Here is a 24,927-nt window from a genome sequence, read left to right as displayed (position 1 = left end):
CTACGCCCATCATCTTACCGAATTCCCACCGGATTAGCCAGCGAAGACCCTTAATGATCGGCGACTATCACAATAAAAAGCCGTGATGACAACCACCACAGCTCTTTATTAATTTACTTATCAGAAATTGCGGCAATTCCTGGTAACGTCTTCCCTTCGAGGTATTCGAGAGAAGCCCCACCACCAGTAGAGATGTGGGAAAGCTTGTCAGCAACACCAAGTTGTTGAACAGCAGCAGTTGAGTCACCACCACCGACAATCGTCTTAGCATCCGTCAAGGTCCCCAAGAACTTACCAATTTCCAAAGTACCTTCAGCGTAGTTGCTCATTTCAAAGACACCCATTGGGCCGTTCCAAACAACCGTCTTGGCAGTCTTCAGAACGTCTTCGAATTCAGCAACTGACTTAGGTCCAATGTCCAAGGCCATGTAGCCATCAGGCACGTCACCGTCAACCGTCTTGTGAGCGGCATCGTTGTCAAACTTTTCAGCAACAACGGAGTCAACAGGCAGAACCAGCTTGTCGCCGGCCTTGTCCAAGATTTCCTTGGCTAAGTCAATCTTGTCAGTTTCAACCAATGAGTTCCCAATCTTCATACCCTTAGCAGCGTAGAACGTGTAAGTCATCCCACCACCGATAAGAATCTTGTCAGCCTTAGCCAACAAGTTGTCGATCACACCGATCTTGTCGGAAACCTTGGCACCACCCAAGATAGCAACAAATGGGTGTTCTGGGTTGTCAACAGCACCACCGATGAATTTGATTTCCTTTTCCATCAAGAAGCCAGCAGCCGTTTGGGCCATGTTGGCAGCGATACCGGCGTTAGATGCATGAGAACGGTGAGCCGTCCCGAAAGCATCGTTAACGAAGACGTCACCCAATGAAGCCCAGTACTTGCCCAATTCAGGGTCGTTGCCGGATTCACGCTTAACGTATTCGCCGTCTTTAACATCTTCGTAACGGGTGTTTTCCATCACTAAGACGTCACCATTGTTTAAGCCATCAATGGCATCTTCAAGCTGCTTGCCTTCAGTCGTTGGGACGAAGGTAACGGGCTTGTTTAACAAGTTGGACAGACGTTCAGCAACTGGACGCATGGACAATGCTGGCTTGTCGTCTTCCTTCTTGATCCGACCTAAGTGGGATAAGAGGATGGCCTTGCCACCATGTTCGATTACGTACTTGATCGTTGGTAATGCAGCAACGATACGGTTATCGTTACCAATCACGCCATCTTTGATTGGGACGTTAAAGTCGACCCGCATCAGGACTTTTTTGCCCTCTAAGTCTAAATCAGAAACTGTTAATTTAGCCAATTCTGAAATCCTCCTTGAGTTCTTATCTTTAAATGATTACTTTCACAATATACAGCACTTACCTCCGAATTTCAAAGGACTTGTGCAAATTTTTAACGACTTACAAAAAACGCAGCGAAGAAATTCCTCCCTCCGCCGCGTTCGTGAGTCTATTTAAAAGCTACTGTTACAACGGTCGGATTAGAGAGTTGCGAAGTGCAATAAAGTCCGGACCATGTTGCAAGTGAAGCCCCATTCGTTGTCGTACCATGAAACAGTCTTAACTAATTGGGTGTCACCGTTAGTCGTAACTTCAGTTTGGGTTGGGTCAAAGACAGAACCGTGGTCATCATCGATGATGTCTGAAGAAACGATTTCGTCGGCGTTGTAACCAAAGGCTTCGTTACCTTCAGTGTGCTTCTTCATAGCGTCGTTGATTTCGTCAGCAGTAACCTTCTTGTCCAGAACAGTAACTAATTCCGTCAAAGAACCGTCAGTCAAAGGAACACGTTGTGCGTGGCCTTGTAACTTACCCTTTAAGTCAGGGATAACTAAACCGATAGCCTTAGCGGCACCAGTTGAGTGAGGAATCGTGTTAACACTGGCAGTACGGTTGTTACGCATCTTCTTACCACGAGGGCCATCCAAGATTTGTTGGGTAGCAGTGAACGCGTGAATCGTGGTCATAGTCCCGGCCTTGATCCCGAATTCTTCGTTCATGAAGTAAGCCATAGGTGCTAAACAGTTCGTGGTGCAAGAACCAGCAGAAACGATAACATCGTCCTTGCTTAAAGCGTCCATGTTAACACCAGGAACAACCGTCGTAACGGCACCGGCTGGAGCAGATACTAATACCCGCTTAACACCAGCATCGATGTGGGCGTGAGCCTTTTCTTCGGAAGTGTAGAAACCGGTACATTCGAGAACGAAGTCAACACCGTCGTTCTTAACCCAAGGAATGTCTTGAGCCTTAGGGTCAGCGTAAACAGGGTATTCCTTACCGTCAACCACGATGCCCTTGTCCGTAGCGGAAACTTCGCCAGGGAAACGACCATGAGTTGAGTCATACTTCAACAAGTAAGCCAACATTGAAGGTGTCGTCAAATCGTTGATGGCAACAACTTCGATGTCACTTGAGTGGAGTTCGTGAATCCGCTTGAAAGCCAAACGGCCGATACGTCCGAAACCATTAATACCAATCTTTACAGTCATACTGTGATTTCCTCCTTCAGGAAGCAAACAAAGATAATTTTTTTAAAAAGCAATACTTGTTCATTGTATCACTTCTTTAAAACAAAGTCAGCAGCACCTTCGTCGGTAATTAACCAAGTCTGTGCTGGCGCTAAACGCATGTACGCCGCAATTGCAGCGCCCTTCTCGGCACCACCGGCTACGGCGATGACTAATTGTTTAGCGGCTAAGTCGCCAATTTCCAGCCCGATACGGGGAAACTTGCTGACGACGTGGCCCTGGTCATCATAGAAATAACCAAAGGCCTCACCCACGGCATGGGCCGCAGATAAATCGGCAATCACGTGCGGATTCATGTTGCGCCGCTCGGCCATGACGAACGCCTGACCGATACCGTGAATCACCACATTGCTTTGCGCAATCAACTGGAGCACTTCGTGAATGGCCGGCTCGGCAAAGAGCGGCTTGTAAGTCTCCGTATTTAATTGCTCAGGCACATACAGCTGGCGAAACTCACTGTTAGTGTGTTCAGCCATGGCGGCGCTAACCGCATTGGCTTGAATGGCTGGCGATTCACCAACCCCACCGCGAGCGGGGACAAATAGCAACTGCCGATTGACGGCTAGTGCCGGTGTCAACGCATCTGCCACGGTAGCCAACGTGTGCCCACCCATGACGGCCACGGTACTTCGGCCCTGCGGCATCTGATCGTTCAACACTTGACTAGCCGCCTGGGCTAAGCCGTTGAGCGACCCATTTGCCGCGGTGCTATCACCTGGCACGATGGTACAGTGGGCAATGCCCAACCGTTTTGCCAGTTCTCGTTCCCGCTGTTGCCGACCAGCCAAGTCGTTCATGACGGGGGCTAACCCCTGGAGAACGCGCTGACCAGTGGCCGTGATCTGCATGCCCTTCACGGACATTTGAACAAAACCGAGTCCCGCTAAGGCATCCGTTGTCGTGCGCACCGTACGCTCCGAGCAAGCTAGCTTGGTAGCGAGGGTCCGGCGACCGACGGGTTGGAGGTTGGCGATTCCTTGCAGAACACGGAAGCGGCTGGTCAGTTTCCCAACCATCTGGGGCATAATTGCCTCGACCCACTGCCAATCTTCATGCATCCTGCTTACCTCCTAGTGGGACGTTATTCGACCAGAGGTGGCTGATAAACGCCCACCCTGGTCAAAAATTTAAAGGCCAACCAGAGCCAACCTTTTACGATTAATAGTATAAGTCACCACAAGCGCTTTAGCAAGTGATTCAGTCTGTTAATTTATGTAAGCCCTTACAGTAGAAGAAACTGGAAAATTAGTTTTCATTAGCCCACTCAGAATGGCGATTTCACCGTCTAAATGAACCGCAATTCAAAAAAACTCGACTAGTCGTTACATGCCCAATTCCACCCCGTTACAGCAACCACAAACTAATTTCAGGGTATAAAAAAATCCCACACCCGAAGGTATGAGATGCCGTGTTGTTAGTGATGCGCCCGGAGGGAATCGAACCCCCATTTCAAGAACCGGAATCTTACGTGCGATCCATTACACTACGGGCGCATAAAAATTGTTATGAACAACACCTCAATTACTATAACTGATTTTGGATAAAAATACAAGTCAGTTTGACTGTTTTCACGAAAAATCATGCTATAATAACGGCATTAACTTACGTGGAGGTTTCGGTAAATGACGCGACACAAGACTTTCCGCCTGGTGGTGGACGCGCTCCTCATGGCGATTGTTTTACTACAAAATATCATTCCATTTTTGGGCTACATCCCCTTTGGGCCCTTCAGTATGACGTTGATTGGTTTGACCGTCATCGTCGCCGGTACCGCCTTAGGGCCGAAGGATGGCATGGCCATTGGTGGTTTCTGGGGGCTGATCACGTTCATTCGGGCCTTCACCTGGCCGTCCAGCCCGGTAGCGCCACTGATTTTTACCAACCCGTTCATTTCGATTCTGCCCCGGCTATTGATGGGCCTGGCTGCCGGTGGTCTGTATGCCTGGGGGCTCAAGCGCCACTGGTCCCAACGGCGCTCCATGCAGGTTGCTGCCGGCTGTGCAGCGCTGGTCAACACGTTGCTAGTCTTGGGATTGGTCTTCATTTTCTACCAAACGCCCGCCGTGGCTACCGCGTTCGGTGCCCAGGGTAACCAAACCTTAGGCTACGTCTTAATGATTTCGTTACTCACGAATGGTATTCCGGAATTACTATTAGATGTACTTGTGGCCCCACTGATTGCCCTACCCCTGCGGAAACGCTGGGATCGGATTCGTCGCTAACTTTCAAAACCACGCGAGTCTGGGACTAAATCCCAGGCTTTTTTATTGCCACAATTTAGTTTAGACGGCAGTTTAGATTTGTCCCGCGATTAATCGCAATCGCTCCTCACCATGAAACAAAAAAGGCCGCAACCACAAGGGTTACGACCAACTGATGCGCCCGGAGGGAATCGAACCCCCATTTCAAGAACCGGAATCTTACGTGCGATCCATTACACTACGGGCGCATAACAGCATCAGTATTTTTGAGTACTTAATTACTATACCTGATACTGCATATAAATTCAAGGGGCCGTCGAAAAATTTTTATTTAGACGTAAATGATGGTCATCCCGCCAAAGGAAATGTTCCCGTGAACCCGGACTTCTGGCGCATTCGGATCAGTCTCCTGGAAGCCTTTCTCCTCGACCGCGCCAAAGCTGGTATTCATATCATTTTTAACGTTCCACGTCTTGGGCAGGTAAAGTTCAACGCCACCAAACGAATCATCCACGTAGACATCCGCCCCGGCATCATTGACCTTCACGTTGTCGAAGTAAACCTTGGCATTGCCCATGGACACCTTAATGATAGCGCGTTTGAAATCCTGTGACTGCAGGTACCGGATACTACTGCTCATGTTCACATCCACGGTCAGCTCGGGATCATCCACGTCCTGCACGTCCTCCGTCCAGTCTTGCCCCCGGTGATGCCAGTCCTGACCATTGACGATGACGCGTGGACCGTGATGGTGCCACCGCCACCGCGGCTTGATGATCAGGGACAACCCGGCTGTCAGCAAAATGGCGGCCCCGAGAATCGTCCAAGGGGCTAACGCCGCGATGCCCAACGGTTTCGCAAAGATAATCGCCAAGAACGCTAGCGAGAAGACCATCCCCCCCACCGTTAAATGAACCAAGCTTTCCACAAACGCGGCCACTAAGAAGACCGCGACCAACAATGTCCAGAACCCAATTTGATAGGTAAAAATTCCCATCCGGCTAGTCACTAAGATACCCGCGGCTAACACCAGGAACACACCCCAAAACCAATTTCGATGCATAACGCTTACCCCTTTTCCTCTAATGCGTCCTTCAACGCCTTGTAATACCGGCGCGACACGTAAATTTGTTTATGCGATTGTTGAAACCGAACCAAATTTCCGGTCACCGACTTGGTCAGCGACAAGATCTGATTGCGATTGAGGATGGCTGATTTGGAAATCCGTTGGAAAGTCACCGGTAGGCTCTCGGCCAATTCATACAGCGGTTGCCGGGTCACGAAGACCGCGTCGGCCGTGTGGACCATGACCTGGTGATCAGCGGCCTCTAAGAAGAGAATATCCGCCACGGCCACCTGGACGCTCTGGCCCCGTTGTCGCAGGGTCAGCCGCTTGGGCGTCGTCTCGACAGTAGTGAGTGCTGCCATCAGTTGGCTGAGGTCGGTATTGGCCGCCGCGCGAATCGTCACCTCGGGCTCGGTCACCGTGTCGTCAATTTCCACGTGAATTTTCAATCTGCCACCCCCTTTCGTTGTTCTTAGTAAACCATATCCCAATTGAAAAATAAATAGACTGGTCGCAACTGGTTATTTAACCGGCGTAAGTGGTCGTAACTGACTGAATACTCAGGCTTAGCGTCGTTAGCACTCTTCCGATTGACTGACAGAATACGTGACGTTTGGCCAAACTCTGTTATGATAGTTTTAGTCAAAAGGTTCAGGGTTCCTCAGCGAGTCTTTTCGTTTGACCTACTCTGACCATAGCGGTACACTAACAACATGTTAGCAAAACGCTAGCCATTTAATTGTTAATAAGGGAGGCTATCTTGTCATGAATTTAGTACCAACAGTTATCGAACAATCATCCCGTGGCGAACGGGCCTATGATATCTATTCACGACTCTTAAAAGACCGGATCATTATGTTGTCTGGTCCAATCGAAGATGACATGGCAAACGCCATCATTGCGCAGTTGCTCTTCTTGGATGCCCAAGACTCCACTAAGGACATTTCACTTTACATCAACTCACCAGGTGGGGTCGTCTCTTCCGGCTTAGCCATTTACGATACCATGAACTTCATCCAATCCGACGTGCAAACCATTACGTTGGGGATGGCAGCTTCCATGGCCAGTGTCTTGGCTTCATCCGGGACCAAGGGCAAGCGGTTTGCTTTGCCTCACGCCCAAGTGATGATTCACCAACCATCCGGTGGTGCCCAAGGCCAACAAACTGAAATTGAAATCGCTGCTCGCGAAATCTTGAAGACGCGTCAATTGATCAACAAGATTTTGGCTGACAACTCTGGCCAACCCGTTGAACGTCTGAATCAAGATACTGAACGGGACAACTACTTGAGTGCTCAAGAAGCCGTCGATTATGGTTTGATCGACCACATCATGACCAATAGTAGTGAACAAAAGAAGTAAACTTGTTTTAACGATAGCACTGACCCCCGGGGCCGGTGCTATTTTTTTGCGCGCATTTTTTCCAGCGTAAAATTGGCCAAAAAAAGAGCCCGGAAATAGCTCCAGACTCCTCTTCATACTGCCTAAGCCGTCGCTTCTTCGCGCAGCTGTTTGGCATAATCATTAATTTTACGTAACCGGTGATTGATTCCTGACTTGGAAATCGGACCGCCGGGTACCAGGTCGCCGAGCTCCTTCAAGCTGACTTCCTGGTGCGCCATCCGAGCCTCGGCAACTTCCCGCAGCTTCGTGGGCAGTTGGCCCAAGCCGACCGTCGCATCGATGAACTGAATGTTATCGAGTTGGCGGGTCGAGGCGTTGGCCACCTTGTCCATGTTGGCGTTCTCACAGTTGACCAGGCGGTTGACCGAGTTACGCATGTCGCGCATGATCCGGACGTCTTCGAACCGCAGCATGGCCGTCGTCGCCCCAATCAGTGACAGGAAGTCGGCAATCTTTTCGGCCCCCTTCAGGTAGGTGATGTACCCACTCCGCCGCACGATGGTCCGCGCATTGAGGTCGTAACGGTTCATCATCTCCGCAATCATCTGGTTATGTTCCTCATATAGTGAGTAAATTTCCAAATGGTACCGGCTGGTCTCGGGATTATTGACGGAACCGCCGGCGAGGAAGGCCCCGCGGAGGTATGAGCGCACCCGCATGTCATCATTTAAAATGTCATCGGGTACGGACTCTAGTAGTTGCATGCCGTCAAAGATGCCCAGGTCGGATAGGACTTCCGTGACGCCAGTCTTGACCCGCACAATGTACAAGTTATTTTTCTTTAATTTCATCTTACGCCGAACCAACAGTTCACTTTCCAAATCGTAGAACTGTTTGAGCAACTGGTACATCCGTCGGGCAATCGCGGGATTTTCCGTTTGGACGTTCAAGACAAAGTGGTGGTTCGCGAGCCCTAAGGCACCGTTCATCCGGATCAACGCGACCAATTCGGCTTTAGCGTTGTCCCGGTGGACCTCCAGGGTGGTTAATTCTTTCTTGACTTCACTGGCGTATGACACCGTTAAGGCCTCCGTTTCATTCGATAGCGCGGCTGCCCAATCAGGTTCAAGAGTTCATGAACGACCTCTTGCCCGTTGTGGAACGCCCCGTTATCGCGTAATTGTAAAAAGTCGGTCGAAATGACCCGGCACCCCTGATCGCGGAGTCCCTGAAAATCATGCCGAACGGGTTGAGACATTTCATCCCAACGTTGGTAATCAATGTACTGGTCGGGCACCTTACGGGTGTTGACCAATACGGTATCAATAAAGTTTGCGTTTAAATGTTCATTCAGCACACGCACGTGATCGGCGTCGGTAAAGTTTTCCGTTTCGCCCTTCTGCGTCATGATATTGCAGATGTAGACGACTTCGGCAGAACTTTCCCGCACGGCATCCCCCACGCTCTTGATCATCAGGTTGGGCAGGATGCTGGTAAATAGGCTCCCGGGCCCTAACACGATTTGATCAGCGTTCATGATGGCATCGATCACGGGCTGCACGGCTTGCGGCTGGTCATGATGGTCACTGGTTTCGACCCAGACCCGCTTGATCAGCTTATGGGCGGCCGTGATTTCCGACTCCCCGCTGAGCGTGCTGCCGTCAGCGAACTGTGCATGTAGTTCCAGCGGTTCGTTGGCGGCTGGGTAAATGTGGCCGTTGACCCGCATCAGTTGCGATAACTCCTGCACGGCATCAAAAATACCCCCCCGCATTTCTGACAGGGCGGCAATGATGAGATTGCCAATGGCGTGACCCGCAAAGAAATCATCCGTCGTTTCAAACCGGTACTGGAATAAGTCTTTATAAATGTCTGGGACTTCCGCCAACGCCACCATGACGTTGCGGATATCTCCAGGCGGCACAACGTTGACATAATGCCGGATGATGCCGGAGGAACCCCCGTCATCAGCAACGGTGACGACTGCCGTGATATCGACATCTTGATCGCGTAAGTTGCTCAAGATGACCGGTAGCCCCGTGCCCCCGCCAATGACCACAATCTTGGGCCGGCGGCTGTTTGTTAGGTCTCTCATGATCGATTAGCGGACTCCTTTCGTTTGTTAATATCCCGATGGGTGACGTGTACGGGGTACGTGTCCCCGAGGGTCTTGCCAATGCGTTGCGTCAAGGCGACCGAGCGGTGTTGCCCACCGGTACAGCCAATCGCAATCGTCAGGCTCGACTTGCCCTCTTTTTTATAGCCGGGCACAATGGACGTCAACAGGCCCACGAACCGCTGATAGAAGTCTTCCGTTTGCGGTTGACTCATCACGTAATCATAGACCGGTTGATCCAGCCCGGTTTGCTCCCGCAGCTCGGGCAGGTAGTACGGATTCGGTAAGAACCGGACGTCCATCACGATATCCGCATCGATGGGCAGGCCGTATTTAAAGCCAAACGACATGATCTCGATGTGAAATGTGTGGGTGGTTTCCGTTTCGTAGTTATGAAAAATTTCTTCCCGCAACTTCCGCGGGCTTAATTTCGTAGTATCAATGACCAACTGTGCTGCCTGCCGAATGGGGGCGAGCAAGGTCCGCTCGCGCTGAATCCCTTCCATCACGCGGCCATTCCGCGCTAATGGGTGGGAACGACGGGTCTCCTTATAACGGGATACCAGCTCCTCATCCGAGGCATCCAGGAAAAGTACCTGGGCATTCATGGTCCCATGAACCGCCACATCGTTCAGCATCCGGACAATTTCGTCATAAAATGCTCGTGAACGCAGGTCAATCACTAACGCAATCTTGGACAGCTTCCCCGACTCGCGAACCAGGTCCCAAAATTTCGGCAGCAACGAAGGCGGCATGTTATCAATACAAAAGTAGCCTAAATCTTCAAAGCTTTGCATGGCGACGGTCTTGCCGGCCCCACTCATCCCGGTGATAATGACCAGGCGAATATCTTCTGTCATGGCTCTCCTTTGCTCCTTTTCGAAAACAATCTTTATGCAGTATAACACACCGGGTGTGTCTTTTCCTAACGATTCTCTTAAATTCACCGTTTTTTGGAAACTTACCGGCTTTTCATGAGCGGGGTGGGTGGTTGTGGCTTAAGCTAAGGTCAGAGCGACAACATCTCTACGATTACTTGGGGCAACTTAAAACACGAGGCAGGACGGCGGTCCTGCCTCGTGTTTTTAAACTATCTTTCCTAACGCATTAAGACTGAGATTCACCGTTGCTGGGGCTACGATATGCCATTCTAGAATCTTCGGCTAACCATACCAGTCCACCCCTTCCGACGACCACCGAAAATGACTCGGCCAGTGTGAGTGACCAGAGGCGGGCCAAGGTGCCCAGCTGTGTCGGTGGACTTGGCTGGGGTTCTTTCCCAGCCTAGTTCCACGGGGCAACCTTTGAGACCGCCTCTCAGGCTCAAAGTTGAGGTGGAAGCCCGCCCTTCGGCTGGAACCGACCCCACAGCAGGGCGCCTTGAGTCCGCCGCCGGGAACGGAAGCACACCGTCTGATTTTCAGTTAGTCGTATAGGAGCTCGTCTGGCCGGACTGTGTGATACAGCGAAAAGCCCCCATCCAAATTAACCACGTCAAACCCCTGCTGCTTCAAAATGCGTTCGGCCACGTAACTCCGGTGGCCGCTCTGGCAGCTGACAATGTATGCCTGCTGCGGATCTAATTCCCCTAACCGGTCACGCAACTGGTCGAGTGGAATGTTCCGCGAGTCCGGGAAATACCCCTGCGCCAATTCATCCGGATTTCGCACGTCGATCAGCTGGCGGCCGGCCACCTCATTTTCCTTGAGCGCAGACCACTGAATGTTATCGCTGAAACCCTCAACCACGTTTAACGCGGCGTACCCCAGCAGGTTCACGGGGTCCTTGGCGGAGCCAAACGGTGGCGCATAGGACAATTCCAACTCCGGTAGGTCTGCGACCGTCAGGTGTCCCTTAATGGCCGTGGCCAAAACGTCGATGCGCTTGTCAACCCCATCCGGCCCCACCCCCTGTGCGCCGTAAATTTCGCCGCTATCCGGGGCAAAGAGGAGCTTTAATAAGAGGGACTGGCTACCGGGAAAATAGCTGGCGTGATTGTCTTCTCGCACGTGAACCGCCCGAAACGGCACGCCTTGATTGCGTAGGTCGGCTTCGTTCAACCCGGTCATTGCCGCAGTCTGATCGAACACCCGCACGATGGCCGTGCCGATGCTTCCGCGGTTCCGCCGGGGATGGCCGGCCACGTTATCCGCTACCTGGCGGCCCTGCCGATTGGCCGGCGACGCTAACGAAATGAGCGCGTCTTGCCCGGTCAGTTGTTGCTTGACCAGAATGGCATCCCCCACCGCATAAACGTCAGCCGCACTGGTTTGATAATACTCGTCAACCACGATGCCGCCGTGGTCGCCCAAGGTGATGCCGCTGCTGGCAAGGAAGTCCGTGGCCGGTCGCACACCGACCGTCAGCAACGTCAGGTCCGTTTGCAGTTCGGTCTCGTCATCCAAGACCAATATTCGGCCCGCGTGGCGAAACTCCTGGACCGCGTGGCCGGTGATGACCCGGACATCATGGGCAACGAGTGCCTGCTGAACGCCGGCTGCCATTTCTTCATCCAACGGTGGCAAGAGGTGCTGGTGCTGTTCCACGATGGTCACGGTCAAGCCCCGTTGACGCAAGGCCTCGGCCATTTCCAGGCCAATAAAGCCGCCACCCACCAACGTGACGCGCTGGGCGGCCGTGTCGTTGAGCTGCGCCATGATTTGGTCTACATCGGGAATATTGCGCAAAACCCAGACATTCTTCGCGGCGGTCAACCCGGCTAACTCGGGCACGACTGGCACGGCTCCGGGCGCCAAAATCAGTCGGTCATAGGCTTCGACCGTCTCTTGTCCCGAGCTGACCACGGTCACCGTATGTTGTGCTGGATTAACGGCCGTCACCCGATGGTTCGTCCGCACGTCGATAGCGAATCGTTGCCGTAACTTGGCGGGCGTTTGCACCAGCAGATCTTCCCGGTCACTGATTTCACCGGACAAATAAAATGGTAAGCCACAGGTGGCGTACGACACGTAGGTCCCCTGTTCCAGCACCACGATTTCTGCCGTCTCATCTAACCGACGTAATCGCGCAGCAGCAGCCATACCACCGGCCACGCCCCCAACAATCACAATTTTCATATCCAAGCTCCTTTCGTGATACCCCCGTAGGTATGTAACTTCTTTCAGTATAGCCGACCCGTGATTGGGCGCAACTATTTTGCCAATCAGTGTAAAAGAAAAGCCGGCAAACGATTTCCGTTTACCGACTTCACTATGATTAGGAACGACTGCGCGCAATGGCAATCCAAATCGCGTTCACACCAAAGACCGCAAAGAAGAACGCAATCAATACGTTCAGGGACAAGGCGGCAGCAATCGGGTGAATGAAGAGCATGATGCCGACGATTAAGGTTACGACATCTAACACGACCGACAGCCAGAACCAAACGCCCCCGAAGCTCCGGAGGTGACTGGCGACCAGCAACCGTTCAATGGAGTCAAAAATAAACCACAGGGCAAATAAGTAACCCAACGTGACGATGGCACTGTTCATATCAAAGAAGAACACCACCGCAATCAGAATATCCAGGACACCAAAAACTAACGCAAAGTTAGCCCGTAAGCCGGTTGCATCATGCAATTTTTTATAACCCGCAATCGTGGTCAACCCACTCAGTAGTGCCATGAAGGCAAAAATAATGGCTAATCCGGTTAGCCCGATCTTAGGTGAGCGCATTAAGCCAAACGCGGCAACGATGAATAGAATACCGAGAATGAACTCGCCCCAGTCAAAACCCCAACGGGATCGATTCATATTAAACATAGTCTGCATCTCCTCACAATTCCGGTCAAGTGGCGACCGGCTTTCAATCATTGTACTGGTTTTTCAGTCCGTCGACAAGTTCTACCCGCACCTACACGCCGGACAAACCGTGAACGGTCAACGTTACCCCATTTTGTAACATTTTGATGACTAACCGACCGAATCAAAAAAGCAGCAAGCACCGCGCACAAAGACGTGGGCACTCGCTGCTACTAATTGGCATTTCGTTAAGCTTGATCCTCTTTAGTCCGGGCAGTATCCCGTTCCAACACCGGCTTCAGGTATTGACCCGTATAACTCTCGCTGACCTCAGCCAGTTCTTCGGGCGTTCCGGTCGCAACCACGTTACCACCGGCTTCCCCACCTTCAGGACCCAGGTCGATCAGGTGATCAGCCGTCTTGATCACGTCCAGGTTATGTTCGATAACCAACACCGTGTTGCCCTTGTCGACCAGGCGATGAAGCACAACTAACAGGCGTTTGATATCATCGCTATGCAACCCAGTCGTCGGTTCGTCCAGGATGTAGAAGTTCTTCCCATTTTGCTGCTTGTGCAGTTCGGAGGCTAACTTCATCCGTTGGGCTTCCCCACCAGACAACGTGGTGGCGGGTTGGCCTAATTTAACGTAACCCAAACCAACGTCCTGAATCGTCTGCAGCTTCCGGGTAATCTTAGGAATGGCGTCGAAGAACTTGAGAGCTTCACTGACGGTCATGTTCAAGACGTCAGAGATATTCTTCCCCTTGTATTCGACTTCCAGCGTTTCGGAATTGTACCGCGTCCCATGACAAACCTCACAAGGCACGTAGACGTCGGGCAAGAAGTTCATTTCAATCTTTAAGATCCCATCACCGTGGCAGGCTTCACACCGACCACCCTTGGTGTTGAAACTGAACCGCCCCTTCTGATAGCCCCGCAGCTTGGCATCGTTGGTCTGCGCGAAGAGCGTCCGCACGTCGTCAAAGACCCCGGTATAGGTTGCCGGGTTACTCCGGGGTGTCCGACCAATGGGACTCTGGTCGATATCCACCAGGCGCTCAATGTTTTTAACGCCGGCGATGCCCTTGTACTTACCAGGCTTCTCGGAGTTGTGATTCAGCTTCTGTGCCAGGGCCCGTTTCAAAATCGTGTTGACCAGCGTGGACTTCCCGGAACCAGACACCCCGGTCACCACGACGAATTCACCCAATGGGAAGTCGACCGTGATGTCCTTCAGATTGTTCTCCGCCGCACCCGTAATTTCGATTGACTTCCCATTACCAGCGCGCCGTTCCAAAGGTACCGGAATGTACTGTTTGCCAGCCAAGTACTGACCCGTCAACGATTTCCGTGAGCGCATGACCTGCTTAGGTGTCCCGGCAGCCATCACGTGGCCCCCGTTTTCACCGGCACCGGGACCAATATCCACGATGTAATCGGCAGCGCGCATGGTATCCTCATCATGCTCAACAACAATCAGGGTATTCCCCAAATCACGCATTTGCTTGAGGGAGGCAATCAGCCGGTCGTTATCTCGTTGGTGCAGCCCAATTGAGGGTTCGTCTAAGATGTAGAGCACCCCGGACAGGTTTGACCCGATTTGTGTAGCCAACCGAATTCGTTGGGCTTCCCCACCGGACAGGGTCCGCGCCGAACGACTGAGCGTGAGGTAGTCCAACCCCACGTTCCGTAAGAACGTCAACCGGTCCCGAATTTCCTTCAGGATGGGTTGCGCGATGACTTGGTCCTGTTCCCCAAAGGACAGGTCTTGGAAGAAGGCCAATTCCTTTTCAACGGGTAAATCAGAGACCTCACCAATGTGTTGGTGATTGATTCTGACACTCAAGGCTTGGCGGTTCAACCGGAAGCCGTGGCAGGTCTGACAAGTTAATTCGGTCATGTACTTGCGCATCACATCACGGGTGAAGTCGCTGTTGGTTTCGTGGTAACGCCGGTCGATGTTCGGGATGACCCCTTCAAATGCAACATCCACGTCACGCACGCCACCAAAATCATTTTCGTAATGGAAATGGAATTCCTTACCTTGTGATCCGTAGAGCACCAGGGCTTGGTCGTTCTTGGAGAGCTTTTCAAATGGGGTATCCATGTCCACACCAAAAGCGTCACAGGCCTGTTCCAGCAAGGCTGGATAGTACTGTGAGCTGATGGGATTCCAGGGTTCCAAGGCACCTTCGCGCAGTGTCTTGGTTCTGTCGGGAACGACCAGATCCAGGTCGACCTCCAGCTTGACCCCTAACCCATCACAGTCTGGGCAGGCCCCAAATGGTGCGTTAAAGGAGAACAGCCGGGGTTCGAGTTCCCCCACCGTAAACCCACAGACCGGGCAGGCGTAATGTTCAGAGAAAATCATCGGCTCACCATCAATCAGGTCGGCAATGGCATAGCCGCCACTTAGTCGCAGAGCGGCTTCGAATGAGTCAAACAGGCGGGAACGAATCCCCTTCTTGACTACGACCCGGTCGATGACGATGGCGATATCGTGGTTTTGATTCTTGTTCAGTTCTGGGACTTCGGACAGGTCCATGGTTCCACCATCTACCCGCACCCGCACGAAGCCTTCGCGTTGAATCTTTTCAAAGATCTTCTTATGCTGCCCCTTCTTACCCCGGACGATGGGTGATAAAATTTGCATCTTCGTCCGTTCAGGCAAGGCCAGGACTTGGTCGACCATCTGCTCAACACTCTGGCTGGTAATCTTAGTACCGTCGTTGGGACAGATAGGCGTCCCGACCCGAGCCCACAGCAGGCGCAGGTAGTCATTGATTTCGGTAACCGTCCCGACCGTCGACCGCGGGTTCTTTGAGGTCGTCTTTTGGTCAATGGAAATGGCCGGGCTGAGCCCATCAATGGAATCAACGTCTGGTTTATCCATCTGTCCCAGAAATTGCCGAGCATACGATGACAGACTCTCAACGTAACGACGTTGGCCTTCCGCGTACAGGGTGTCAAACGCCAATGAACTCTTCCCGGAACCGGAAAGGCCACTGATGACGACCAATTTATTCTTAGGAATCGTCACGTCAATATCCTTTAAGTTATGGGCCCGCGCCCCGTGAATCACGATTTTATCGTTTGCCAAATTGAAATCTCCTCACTAACCTAATCACCGATCTCAGTCTTCATGTCCATGATGGTATCCCGTAACGATGCGGCTTGCTCAAAGTCGAGCTTCTTAGCAGCGGCACGCATCTCGTCTTCCAACCGAACAATCAGTTTTTCTTGATCTTCCTTGGTCATATCTTCAAAGTCGCTGGCCACGAAGTCATCCTTCTCGTCAGCGTTATCGTTTTTCTTCGTGACCGCAATCAAGTCACGAATTGGTTTAATAATGGTGGTTGGGGTAATCCCATGCTTCTTGTTATATGCAATCTGAACTTTCCGCCGCCGAGCCGTCTCATCCATCGCGGCCTGCATGGATTCCGTCACCTTATCGGCATACAAAATAACGTGCCCGTGGGAGTTCCGCGCGGCCCGGCCAATCGTTTGAATCAGCGACCGTTCGTTACGCAAGAAACCTTCCTTGTCGGCATCCAAAATCGCAATCAGCGAAACTTCTGGGATATCGATGCCTTCCCGCAACAGGTTGATGCCGACTAACACGTCGTACTTACCCAGTCGCAGGTCCCGCATGATTTCGGTCCGTTCCAGCGTCTTGATGTCCGAGTGTAAATAGGCCACCTTGATGCCCAGATCCTTCAGGTAATCCGTCAGGTCTTCAGACATCTTCTTAGTCAAGGTCGTCACAAATGTCCGCTCGTTCTTCTCAACCCGCGCGTTGATTTCACCCACCAGGTCATCCATTTGCCCCATGATTGGCCGCACCTCAATCGTCGGGTCCAACAAACCGGTTGGCCGAATGATCTGTTGCACGACGTGGTCGGTCTGCGCTTGTTCATAAGGGCCTGGCGTGGCTGACATGTAAACGACCTGGTTGATGTGCTGTTCCACTTCGTTGAGTTTCAGTGGTCGGTTATCCAGCGCGCTTGGCAGCCGGAAGCCGTAGTCTACCAGCTGTTGCTTCCGGGCACGGTCCCCGTTGTACATCCCCCGCACTTGGGGCATGGTCACGTGAGACTCGTCGACGACCATCAAGAAGTCCTTGGGGAAGAAGTCTAATAACGTGTAAGGCGGCTCCCCTTCCTTACGACCGTCCATCCAGCGTGAGTAGTTTTCAATCCCACTGGTGTAGCCCATTTCCCGCATCATTTCGAGGTCATACGTGGTCCGTTGCTTCAGCCGTTGGGCCTCCAACAATTTCCCACCGTTTTCCAACTCCGCGACTCGGTCCTTGAGCTCGCCTTCGATGCCCGCCGTGGCCTTCGCCATGATGTCATCGTTGGTCATAAAGTGGGTTGCCGGGAAGATGGCCACGTGTTCGCGGTCGCCCACGATTTCACCAGTCAGGGCATCCACCTCACGAATCCGGTCGATCTCATCGCCAAAGAACTCGATTCGTAGCGCCCGTTCGTCCCGGGACGCTGGGAAGATCTCAACGACATCCCCGTGAACCCGGAACCGGCCCCGCTGGAAGTCGTAGTCGTTGCGTTCAAATTGAATATTCACTAATTTACGTAACAGGGCGTCCCGTTCAATCTCTTGGCCGACCCGCAAGGAAACCACGTGGTTCTTGTACTCGGTCGGATCACCCAACCCAAAGATAGACGATACGGAAGCCACGACAATCACGTCGTTGCGTTCCAATAACGAACTCGTGGCCGAGTGCCGGAGTTTATCGATTTCATCATTAATGGACGAATCCTTTTCGATATAGGTATCACTCGAGGGTACGTAAGCTTCCGGTTGATAATAATCATAATAACTAACAAAGTATTCCACCGCGTTGTTGGGGAAGAACTGTTTGAATTCCCCGTAGAGCTGGCCCGCTAACGTTTTGTTGTGGGACAACACCAGTGTCGGTTTGTTCACATTTTTAATCACGTTAGAAATGGTAAACGTCTTACCGGTCCCGGTGGCCCCCAACAGAATCTGGGCCTTTTCACCAGCCTCGATTCCCTGGGTCAACTTGCTAATGGCCTCGGGCTGATCCCCGGTAGGTTGATACTTGGACACCAAATCAAACTTACGGTCCGTTTGTCGATCGATCATGAATGGTAACCTCCCTGCTACTGTTATTTTCACTGCGCTGGCTGAAAGTCTGGTCTGTTCCCAGTCCCACTTTCCTCGACGCCACGCCACAGTCTCGTTCGTTGTCAGACCCTGCCAGACTGACAGAAATGCCTGCAATCGCAAAAAGAGTCTGGACGTAAATCCAAACTCATTACGCTAAAATATTTTACCATACCGAACATACTTTCGCCAGCTTGGCGACCTGCTTAAAATTTATCCTGGTAAATCGTCACGTTGGCGACCCGTTCCCCTTTTACGAGCGCGGTCGTCTGCATCGCAGCTAACCCGCGGTCTTCCCAGAACTGTTTCATTTGCCGGTCGCCCATGAAGACACTCAACTGGAGCTGAACTGCCCCCGCGGCTTTCAACGTCTCGACCAAGCTCGCATAAAAGGCCGCGGACTGTTCCGTGGTGACCGTCTTAGCTGGTAGCCACATGCCTAGCCAGACCAGACTTGGCAGTGGGTAATCGATAATCAGATCGACCAGTACCTGCAACTCGCCATCCTGAAAAATTCCTAGGTAGGCCTTCTGCTCCGGCTGTGCGTTCAGCGGAATGTCCGTCACGTCTTGAATGGCCTCCTGCCGCGTCACGGGATGGTCCTGGAAGTGGGCAAAGTATGCCGGATGACTGGCCTGAAATTGGTAGATCAGCGCGTCATCGTCATGCGTTAACGGCCGCACACTGGCGCCGTCCAGTCGTTGATTCCAAACTCCTGCTAATTTCATTGGGCGTTATCCTCCAGTAATTTATCCGTCAACTGTGCCAACTTCTGCCGGTCACTAAAGTCTGCCGCCAACATTTCTGGCAACACTTCGGCCAAGAAATACTGGACGCAGGCCATCTGATTGAATGTCAAAATTGTGCTCAGACTTTCCCGGTAAATTTCGGTGAAGACGGGTTCCGGATTACCCTTTTGAATTTCGCCAAAGGATTCGTACAGCAAGTCCACCTTGTCGGCCACGGAAAGAATCTGGCCTTCCAGCGTGTCGTCCTTCCCCTCACCTAAGCGGCGGGTGTAGGCGGCCTGGAACTGTTCGGGAATTTCATTTTGAATGAAGTTGGCCGTCAACGACGTTTCCACGTCGGCTAGCATCTGACGCAACTGCGGTGTCGCGTACTTCACGGGCGTCTTGATGTCGCCAATAAACCGCTCGGTGTAATCGTGATTCAAGGCCTTCTCGTACAACAAGCGCCAGTTGATCTCATGCCCAGCTTGCTCTTCCACGTCGCCTAAGAATTGCGCGACTTCCGCCACTTTAAACGAGTGTGCGGCCACGGAGTGTTGCTCAAATTTAAAGTATCCCGGTGCCCGGTCGATCGTTTCCAAGTCACTCAAGCTTTGCAAAAATTGATTCATGCCCATAGTTCCCTTCAACTCCCTCAAGTTAGTGATTGCCGTTGGAGTGGTCCCCAACATATTCTAAAGTTAGCTTACCACTCTTTTCGGTTTCAATTCACTAAATCTGATTAAATAAAAAACGGGACTCACCCGCAAAGGCGTTCCCGTTTCCATTCAAACCTTATTTAGTTGCAGCGGCCTTTAAGTCTTCGATGAAACTGAAGGCTTCTTGGCCCGCGATACCGCCATCACCGACCGCCGTCGTGATCTGCCGCAAATCTTTTTGCCGCACATCGCCGATAGCAAAGATACCAGGGACGGCCGTCCGCATGTGTTCGTCGGTCTTGATCCAACCAGCGTCGTCCGTGATGCCCAGGTCCTTGAAAGGAGCGGTCATTGGTAAGTTCCCCACGTAAATGAAGACCCCACTCACAGCCTTTTCGCCGGTTTCACCCGTCACGTTGTTCTTCGTGGCCACACCGGTCACCTTCATGTCGTCACCCAACACTTCGGTCACGCTGGTGTTCCAAACGAATTCGATCTTGTCGTTGGCAAATGCCCGGTCCTGGATAACCTTTTGGGCCCGCAACTGGTCACGCCGAACGTAAACCGTGACCTTGGAAGCTAAACCAGAGAGGTAGATGCTTTCTTCAACAGCGGAATCCCCGCCACCGATAACAGCAACTTCGCGGTTCTTAAAGAACGCCCCGTCGCAGACCGCGCAGTAGGAAACACCCCGGCCACCGAATTTATCCTCGCCAGGCACGCCCAGCTTCTTGTATTCGGAACCGGAACCGATGATGACTGCCTTCGCAGCGTAGTCACCGTCGTCAGTCTTAACCACCTTGTGGTCGCCATGGTCTTCAATGGCTTCAACGCTACCGTATGCAAACTCAGCCCCAAATTGGGTCGAGCCTTCGTACATGTCCTTGGCCAGGTCGGGTCCGAGAACGGACTTGAACCCAGGATAGTTTTCAATGGCAGCCGTGTTGTTCATTTGACCCCCATAGATGCCGCGATCCAACATTAAAACGGATAAGTTGGCTCGTGAGGCGTACAGCGCTCCGGTCATCCCACCGGGGCCGGCGCCGATTACAATCACATCATAATTCTTCAAGCGTAACGCTCCCTTCCACTCTTGCCTTGATGATAGAGCCTACTTTACTATTAAAAAGTAAGCTTGTCACCTATTTCGACTTGGGTGCCTTCTCGTCGGCCTTAGCCAGCTTGGCGCCCAACTCTTTAATGTAGGCCCGGAGTTGGTCCTTGGTTTCTGGATGGTTCAAGCCATATTCGATGTTGGTTTGAATCCAGCCGAATTTATTGCCGACGTCAAACCGCTTGCCCGTATACTCATGGGCAAACACGCGTTGGGTCTTGTTTAGATTATCAATGGCATCCGTTAATTGCAGTTCATTGCCCAAGCCAACTGGCGTGTTCTCCAGGGCTTCAAAAATTTCTGGGGTGAACAGGTACCGGCCAATAATGGCCAAGTCACTAGGTGCCTCGTCCGGTTGGGGCTTTTCCACAAAATTCGTGACGTTGTACAGTCCTGGCGCCGTTTCCTCGGAAGGATTAATCACGCCATACTTCGCCGTGTCCTTGTGGGGTACCCGCATAACCGCCAGCGTGGAGGCACCGGTTTCTTCATACCGGTCGATCAATTGCTTGGTCAAGGGTACCTTGCTGTCGGTCATGTCGTCACCCAACATCACCACGAAGGGTTCGTCGCCGATGAAGGCCTTGGCCGTCAATACGGCATCCCCCAAGCCCCGTGGATAGGGTTGGCGAATAAAGTAGAGATTCATGCCCGTGGTTTCTTGAACCTGACGCAACAGGTCGTCCTTATGCTTGGCTTCCAAATTCGCTTCCAATTCCGGGTTGGAATCAAAGTGATCTTCAATCGAGCGCTTAGACTTGCCATCCACGATCACGATATCTTCAATGCCAGACTTGTGGGCCTCCTCAACGATGAATTGAATCGTTGGCTTGTCCACGATGGGTAACATTTCCTTCGCTAACGCTTTGGTTGCAGGTAAGAAGCGGGTTCCCAAACCCGCCGCTGGAATCACTGCTTTTCTAACTTTTCTCATAGTAATAAGATCCTTCCTCGTATCCCCAGAAATTTTTAAAATTCAGACCGACCCTCGCGTTGCATCAAATCAGAGATGGCGGCGCGAATGTCCTTGCCTTCATAAATAACCTGATAGATAGCTTCCGTGATCGGCATGGAAACGCCGCGCTCACGAGAAAGTTCGTAAGCGGCCTTAGTCGTTGCCAAGCCTTCGATGACCATGCCCATATGGTTGATGACGTCATCCAACGCCTCACCGCGACCCAGCTCATCGCCGGCCCGCCAGTTCCGTGAATTAGAACTCGTGGCGGTCACGATAATATCACCGACACCGGACAGCCCAATGAAAGTCATTGGGTCGGCGCCAAAGGAGGTCCCCAACCGAGAAATTTCGGCCAGCCCCCGGGTCATCAAGGCAGCCTTGGCGTTGTCGCCGTAGCCTAAACCGTGTAAAGCCCCGGCACCCAAAGCAATGATGTTCTTCAGTGCGGCACCAATTTCGACCCCAATAATATCAGGGTTCGTGTAAACCCGGAAGTATGGCGTCATGAACAGTTTCTGCACGTATTTAGCCGCGTCAGGGCTCACACTAGCGGCCGTTACCAAGGTAATATCCTTGCGGGCAACGTCTTCTGCATGACTTGGGCCAGACAAGACGGTCACGGCCTTGCGGTTAGCTGCGGGAATCTCTTCCTCCAGCACTTGTGACAACCGCTTGTAAGTCTTCTGTTCAATCCCTTTGCTGGCATGAATCAGTTCAGGTTGTAAGTTCTTAGCCTTTAAAATTTCAGCAACCTGACCCGCCACGGAACGAATGGCCTTGGTGGGAACAACAAACAAAATGGCGTCCACGCCGTCCAGGGCGCTCGCCAAATCGGAGTAAGCCACTAACGACGGAGAGAAAGTAAAGTCCTTAATGTAATGCGTGTTCGTATGCTGCTGGTTTAATTCCTCAACTTGTTTGGGATTGTACGACCAGAGGCGGACGTCATGACCATTTTCGTCCAAAACGCTCGCTAAGATTGATCCCCATGAACCGGCACCGAGTACTGCAATTTTCTCTGACATAGTAATGGATTCTCCTTATTTAGAAAGATTAGTTTTTTCTTGAAACGGATTTCCGTCGAGGTAAGCGATTGGTGGCGTGGCCGCCCGTCGCCGGGATACCCAGAGAATCAGGGCACCCACAAATAAGATGATCGACAACAACTGTGACACTCGGATGACGCCCAACAACATCAGGCTATCCGTCCGCATGCCTTCGATAAAGAACCGGCCAAACGAGTACCACATCACGTAGCCCAGGAAGACCTCGCCCTGTTTGAAGAGCTTGGGATAGTGACGCAGGCTCATCAAAATGACGAAGCCCATCAGATCCCAGGTCGACTCATACAGGTAGGTGGGTTGGCGGTAAGCCCCGTTGATCAACATTTGATTGATGATCCAGTTTGGCAGATGGAGGCCTTGTAGGAAGGCCAGGCTAGTGATGCGGCCAAAGGCTTCCTGATTCATAAAGTTCCCCCACCGACCAATGGCTTGACCCAGAATAACGGTCGGCGCGGCCACGTCCAGCATCAACCACACCGGAATGAACCGGGAACGGCAGAAGAAGTACACGACCAGGCCGGCCCCAATCAGTGAGCCGTAGATGGCGATACCCCCATCCCAAATCGCAATAATCTCACCGGGATGGTGCTGGTAGTACGACCACTGAAAAATAACGTAATAAGCGCGAGCCGCAATCAAAGCGGCCGGCAATGCCCAGAGAATCATGTCGTAAATATCATCCGACTTGATTCCCCGGCGGTCACCCTCACGCACCGCCAGGGTCACCGCAATGATGACCCCGGTCGCAATAATGACGCCGTACCAGTGGACTGCAATCGGTCCCAGGTGAATGGCGATGGGGTTCAGCGCCGCCACAATAGGTGAAAAGATAACGCCCATCTCCCTTATGATTTATTTCCGTTTTGCTTAATTAAGCGCTTTAAGTTTTCATCAAAAACTTTGGTGGCATCATAGCCCATTGACCGCGCCCGGAAGTTCATGGCGGCGGCTTCAATGATAATTGCCAGGTTACGCCCAGTCTTCACGGGAATACTGATTTTTGGCACCACGACATCAAAGAACCGTTGTGTCTCATCATTATTGCCGAGACGGTCAAAGTGGTTGTCGTCCTTCCAGAGCTCCAGGTGGACAATCAAATCGATGTCCGTTTCACTCCGAACGGCACCGGCACCAAAGAGGTTCATCACGTCAATGATCCCGATTCCCCGAATCTCAAGCAGATGGCTCAAAATGGCCGGGGCGGCCCCAACTAGGGTCTGTTCATCCTGCTGGTACACTTCAACTCGGTCATCGGCAATCAACCGGTGGCCCCGTTTAACCAGTTCCAACGCGGTTTCACTCTTCCCAACACCGGAGTCACCGGTAATCATGACCCCAACCCCGTAAATGTCCACGAGAACCCCGTGAACGGATTGGCGTTCGGCTAATTTGCCTTCCAAAAAGTTGGTCATGTTACTGAGAACCCGCGACGTGGTGAGCTTGGTCCCTAAGATAGGAATCCCCGCTTCAGCAGCAGATTCCTTGAGTTCTTCTGGGGGATCCAGTTGCGTGGAAATCACAAACGCGGGTGTCTCGGGTTGACACATCTTCCGCATCACATCGAGCAATTTTTTGTGACTCATGCCCTTTGCAAACGAGGTTTCGGTGATTCCCAGTAACTGAACCCGTTTTGCTGGATAGTAATTAAAATAACCGGTCAATTCCAATCCCGGCCGGGAAATATCACTGGTCGTAATTTGACGGTCTAGATTTTCTTCGCCGGAATACACATCTAAGCGGTTGGCTTTGACGAGTTCGGCAACCGTGACACTTTCTGTCATGGGCGCTCCTCCTTACTGCATAGTAAACTACTTTAATTTTAGCACTTTCCCGTGGGAACTCCCACCAAATTAAACCGGTAGCAGCAAGTTATCCTCGGGCAAAGTGGTCGCTGATAATCGCGTTACATAACGACATGATCACCGCGATGATCAGAGTCGTGCCAAACGAGCTGAACGCAAAGTTGGCACCGACAAATACCGAGGTCAGCTCCAGCATGGCGGCGTTCAACACGATGCTGAACAAGCCCAAAGTCAGAATGGTAATCGGCAGCGACAGCACGAAGAGAATCGGCTTAACCACCGCATTCAACAGGGCTAGCACGAAGCTTGCCAGTAAGGCAATCCAGACGCTGGAGACGGTGAAGCTATTTTGAAATGACCCGGCCAGCGAGCTCTGGAAAAAGCCGGCTAACGCCAGGAAGATTAACGCATTCACAAAAATTCTTGGCCAAAACCGCAC

General features: G+C 52.0%; 22 protein-coding genes and 2 tRNA genes. 2 read left to right on the top strand and 22 right to left on the bottom strand.

Annotated elements, in window-relative coordinates:
• Window positions 1-113: 113 nt before the first annotated feature.
• From EKM84_RS09630 to EKM84_RS09615, 4 genes are all read right to left on the bottom strand, one after another.
• Window positions 114-1,316 (bottom strand): phosphoglycerate kinase, encoded by a 1,203-nt coding sequence (locus tag EKM84_RS09630; protein WP_125765557.1) that lies wholly within the window; start codon window positions 1,314-1,316, stop codon window positions 114-116.
• Between the two features lie 180 nt (window positions 1,317-1,496).
• Window positions 1,497-2,507, bottom strand: coding sequence for a type I glyceraldehyde-3-phosphate dehydrogenase (gene gap / locus EKM84_RS09625; RefSeq protein ID WP_125765556.1), 1,011 nt, complete (start codon window positions 2,505-2,507; stop codon window positions 1,497-1,499).
• A gap of 68 nt (window positions 2,508-2,575) precedes the next feature.
• On the bottom strand, window positions 2,576-3,604 hold the full coding sequence (locus EKM84_RS09620) for a sugar-binding transcriptional regulator (protein WP_125765555.1): 1,029 nt from the start codon (window positions 3,602-3,604) through the stop codon (window positions 2,576-2,578).
• A gap of 363 nt (window positions 3,605-3,967) precedes the next feature.
• Window positions 3,968-4,039, bottom strand: a tRNA-Arg gene (locus tag EKM84_RS09615).
• 129 nt (window positions 4,040-4,168) lie between these two features.
• Between EKM84_RS09615 and EKM84_RS09610 the strand changes: the two genes are divergently transcribed.
• Window positions 4,169-4,768 (top strand): ECF transporter S component, encoded by a 600-nt coding sequence (locus tag EKM84_RS09610; RefSeq protein ID WP_125765554.1) that lies wholly within the window; start codon window positions 4,169-4,171, stop codon window positions 4,766-4,768.
• A 155-nt stretch (window positions 4,769-4,923) separates the two neighbouring features.
• Here EKM84_RS09610 and EKM84_RS09605 read toward each other — a convergent pair.
• From EKM84_RS09605 to EKM84_RS09595, 3 genes are all read right to left on the bottom strand, one after another.
• A tRNA-Arg gene (locus EKM84_RS09605) sits at window positions 4,924-4,995 on the bottom strand.
• A gap of 83 nt (window positions 4,996-5,078) precedes the next feature.
• Window positions 5,079-5,810 carry a LiaF transmembrane domain-containing protein gene (locus EKM84_RS09600; RefSeq protein ID WP_125765553.1) on the bottom strand — a complete coding sequence of 244 codons (732 nt, stop codon included), beginning with the start codon at window positions 5,808-5,810 and terminating at the stop codon, window positions 5,079-5,081.
• Between the two features lie 5 nt (window positions 5,811-5,815).
• Window positions 5,816-6,262 (bottom strand): LytTR family DNA-binding domain-containing protein, encoded by a 447-nt coding sequence (locus tag EKM84_RS09595; RefSeq protein ID WP_125765552.1) that lies wholly within the window; start codon window positions 6,260-6,262, stop codon window positions 5,816-5,818.
• 316 nt (window positions 6,263-6,578) lie between these two features.
• Between EKM84_RS09595 and clpP the strand changes: the two genes are divergently transcribed.
• Window positions 6,579-7,175, top strand: a complete 597-nt coding sequence (clpP, locus tag EKM84_RS09590) for an ATP-dependent Clp endopeptidase proteolytic subunit ClpP (RefSeq protein ID WP_125765551.1) — start codon at window positions 6,579-6,581, stop codon at window positions 7,173-7,175.
• A 122-nt stretch (window positions 7,176-7,297) separates the two neighbouring features.
• On the opposite strand, the gene whiA is transcribed toward clpP, so the two are convergent.
• The 15 genes from whiA to EKM84_RS09515 form a co-directional block, all read right to left on the bottom strand.
• Complete coding sequence (gene whiA, locus EKM84_RS09585) at window positions 7,298-8,236, bottom strand: DNA-binding protein WhiA (RefSeq protein ID WP_125765550.1); 939 nt, start codon at window positions 8,234-8,236, stop codon at window positions 7,298-7,300.
• Window positions 8,237-8,238: 2 nt separating this feature from the next.
• Complete coding sequence (locus EKM84_RS09580) at window positions 8,239-9,252, bottom strand: gluconeogenesis factor YvcK family protein (RefSeq protein ID WP_125765549.1); 1,014 nt, start codon at window positions 9,250-9,252, stop codon at window positions 8,239-8,241.
• Window positions 9,249-10,133, bottom strand: a complete 885-nt coding sequence (gene rapZ / locus EKM84_RS09575; RefSeq protein ID WP_125765548.1) for an RNase adapter RapZ — start codon at window positions 10,131-10,133, stop codon at window positions 9,249-9,251. The genes EKM84_RS09580 and rapZ overlap by 4 nt, the downstream gene beginning before the upstream one ends.
• Before the next feature lie 564 nt (window positions 10,134-10,697).
• Complete coding sequence (locus EKM84_RS09570; RefSeq protein ID WP_125765547.1) at window positions 10,698-12,350, bottom strand: FAD-dependent oxidoreductase; 1,653 nt, start codon at window positions 12,348-12,350, stop codon at window positions 10,698-10,700.
• A gap of 139 nt (window positions 12,351-12,489) precedes the next feature.
• On the bottom strand, window positions 12,490-13,035 hold the full coding sequence (locus EKM84_RS09565; protein WP_125765546.1) for an HdeD family acid-resistance protein: 546 nt from the start codon (window positions 13,033-13,035) through the stop codon (window positions 12,490-12,492).
• A 227-nt stretch (window positions 13,036-13,262) separates the two neighbouring features.
• Complete coding sequence (gene uvrA / locus EKM84_RS09560; protein WP_125765545.1) at window positions 13,263-16,115, bottom strand: excinuclease ABC subunit UvrA; 2,853 nt, start codon at window positions 16,113-16,115, stop codon at window positions 13,263-13,265.
• A gap of 20 nt (window positions 16,116-16,135) precedes the next feature.
• Window positions 16,136-18,142 (bottom strand): excinuclease ABC subunit UvrB, encoded by a 2,007-nt coding sequence (gene uvrB, locus EKM84_RS09555; RefSeq protein ID WP_125765544.1) that lies wholly within the window; start codon window positions 18,140-18,142, stop codon window positions 16,136-16,138.
• 227 nt (window positions 18,143-18,369) lie between these two features.
• Entirely contained in the window at window positions 18,370-18,891 is a 522-nt protein-coding gene (locus EKM84_RS09550) for an acetyltransferase (protein ID WP_125765543.1), read from the bottom strand.
• Window positions 18,888-19,529 carry a YfbR-like 5'-deoxynucleotidase gene (locus EKM84_RS09545; protein WP_125765542.1) on the bottom strand — a complete coding sequence of 214 codons (642 nt, stop codon included), beginning with the start codon at window positions 19,527-19,529 and terminating at the stop codon, window positions 18,888-18,890. Before EKM84_RS09545 ends, EKM84_RS09550 begins: the two co-directional genes overlap by 4 nt.
• Window positions 19,530-19,686: 157 nt before the next feature.
• Window positions 19,687-20,622 carry a thioredoxin-disulfide reductase gene (trxB, locus tag EKM84_RS09540; RefSeq protein WP_125765541.1) on the bottom strand — a complete coding sequence of 312 codons (936 nt, stop codon included), beginning with the start codon at window positions 20,620-20,622 and terminating at the stop codon, window positions 19,687-19,689.
• A gap of 70 nt (window positions 20,623-20,692) precedes the next feature.
• Window positions 20,693-21,598, bottom strand: a complete 906-nt coding sequence (gene galU, locus EKM84_RS09535; protein WP_125765540.1) for a UTP--glucose-1-phosphate uridylyltransferase GalU — start codon at window positions 21,596-21,598, stop codon at window positions 20,693-20,695.
• A gap of 35 nt (window positions 21,599-21,633) precedes the next feature.
• Window positions 21,634-22,647, bottom strand: coding sequence for an NAD(P)H-dependent glycerol-3-phosphate dehydrogenase (locus tag EKM84_RS09530; RefSeq protein WP_125765539.1), 1,014 nt, complete (start codon window positions 22,645-22,647; stop codon window positions 21,634-21,636).
• A gap of 15 nt (window positions 22,648-22,662) precedes the next feature.
• Window positions 22,663-23,526, bottom strand: coding sequence for a prolipoprotein diacylglyceryl transferase (lgt, locus tag EKM84_RS09525; protein WP_125765538.1), 864 nt, complete (start codon window positions 23,524-23,526; stop codon window positions 22,663-22,665).
• Between the two features lie 5 nt (window positions 23,527-23,531).
• Window positions 23,532-24,467: an HPr(Ser) kinase/phosphatase gene (gene hprK / locus EKM84_RS09520; RefSeq protein WP_125765537.1), complete on the bottom strand. Its 936-nt coding sequence runs from the start codon at window positions 24,465-24,467 to the stop codon at window positions 23,532-23,534.
• Window positions 24,468-24,555: 88 nt separating this feature from the next.
• Window positions 24,556-24,927, bottom strand: a complete 372-nt coding sequence (locus EKM84_RS09515; RefSeq protein WP_125765536.1) for a phage holin family protein — start codon at window positions 24,925-24,927, stop codon at window positions 24,556-24,558.

Source organism: Levilactobacillus mulengensis (assembly GCF_003946045.1).
Taxonomy (GTDB): domain Bacteria; phylum Bacillota; class Bacilli; order Lactobacillales; family Lactobacillaceae; genus Levilactobacillus; species Levilactobacillus mulengensis.
Note: the sequence above shows the minus strand (reverse complement) of the source record. Positions and strands in the feature narration are given on the sequence as shown.

Bases quoted from the DNA above. Each gene is read 5' to 3' on its own strand.
- gap (WP_125765556.1), bottom strand. From the start codon at position 2,507: ATGACTGTAAAGATTGGTATTAATGGTTTCGGACGTATCGGCCGTTTG.
- EKM84_RS09620 (WP_125765555.1), bottom strand. From the start codon at position 3,604: ATGCATGAAGATTGGCAGTGGGTCGAGGCAATTATGCCCCAGATGGTT.
- EKM84_RS09610 (WP_125765554.1), top strand. From the start codon at position 4,169: ATGACGCGACACAAGACTTTCCGCCTGGTGGTGGACGCGCTCCTCATG.
- EKM84_RS09600 (WP_125765553.1), bottom strand. From the start codon at position 5,810: ATGCATCGAAATTGGTTTTGGGGTGTGTTCCTGGTGTTAGCCGCGGGT.
- clpP (WP_125765551.1), top strand. From the start codon at position 6,579: ATGAATTTAGTACCAACAGTTATCGAACAATCATCCCGTGGCGAACGG.
- EKM84_RS09580 (WP_125765549.1), bottom strand. From the start codon at position 9,252: ATGAGAGACCTAACAAACAGCCGCCGGCCCAAGATTGTGGTCATTGGC.
- rapZ (WP_125765548.1), bottom strand. From the start codon at position 10,133: ATGACAGAAGATATTCGCCTGGTCATTATCACCGGGATGAGTGGGGCC.
- EKM84_RS09570 (WP_125765547.1), bottom strand. From the start codon at position 12,350: ATGAAAATTGTGATTGTTGGGGGCGTGGCCGGTGGTATGGCTGCTGCT.
- EKM84_RS09565 (WP_125765546.1), bottom strand. From the start codon at position 13,035: ATGTTTAATATGAATCGATCCCGTTGGGGTTTTGACTGGGGCGAGTTC.
- uvrB (WP_125765544.1), bottom strand. From the start codon at position 18,142: ATGATCGATCGACAAACGGACCGTAAGTTTGATTTGGTGTCCAAGTAT.
- EKM84_RS09550 (WP_125765543.1), bottom strand. From the start codon at position 18,891: ATGAAATTAGCAGGAGTTTGGAATCAACGACTGGACGGCGCCAGTGTG.
- EKM84_RS09545 (WP_125765542.1), bottom strand. From the start codon at position 19,529: ATGGGCATGAATCAATTTTTGCAAAGCTTGAGTGACTTGGAAACGATC.
- galU (WP_125765540.1), bottom strand. From the start codon at position 21,598: ATGAGAAAAGTTAGAAAAGCAGTGATTCCAGCGGCGGGTTTGGGAACC.
- EKM84_RS09530 (WP_125765539.1), bottom strand. From the start codon at position 22,647: ATGTCAGAGAAAATTGCAGTACTCGGTGCCGGTTCATGGGGATCAATC.
- lgt (WP_125765538.1), bottom strand. From the start codon at position 23,526: ATGGGCGTTATCTTTTCACCTATTGTGGCGGCGCTGAACCCCATCGCC.
- hprK (WP_125765537.1), bottom strand. From the start codon at position 24,467: ATGACAGAAAGTGTCACGGTTGCCGAACTCGTCAAAGCCAACCGCTTA.